This window comes from Pseudoalteromonas sp. S3260, from assembly GCF_005886925.1.
GTDB classification, from domain to species: Bacteria; Pseudomonadota; Gammaproteobacteria; order Enterobacterales; family Alteromonadaceae; genus Pseudoalteromonas; species Pseudoalteromonas tetraodonis.
The window spans coordinates 1-289 of record NZ_PNCV01000230.1; the positions used below are offsets into that span (position 1 = coordinate 1).

Sequence of the window (289 nt, forward strand, 5' to 3'; positions counted from 1 at the left end):
GTCTGAGAACATGCGTCGATATGAGTTCGATAAAACATTCTTGTTCTACAATGATATGGCCTCGCTTCTTAAGGAAATAAAGCCTTTTGAAGAGTTTACGTGGATTAAGTCTTTTGACTCGGCAGCAGCTCAGCAAGTTGCTCGCGACTTAGAAACAGCGTTAAAGAACGCAATCTCGAAAGGTCGCTTGCAACGCTTTCCAAAGCACAAGATCTCATATAAAAAGAAAAAACGGCACAACGATTCATTTCGAGCGGTCAATAACTCAAACTGTATCCGCATTGAAAAT

1 pseudogene is annotated in these 289 nt (G+C 40.8%); it reads left to right on the top strand.

The window, feature by feature from the left end:
* Positions 1–10: 10 nt before the first annotated feature.
* Positions 11–289, top strand: a pseudogene (locus CWC14_RS19480) (RNA-guided endonuclease InsQ/TnpB family protein); the annotation flags it as partial.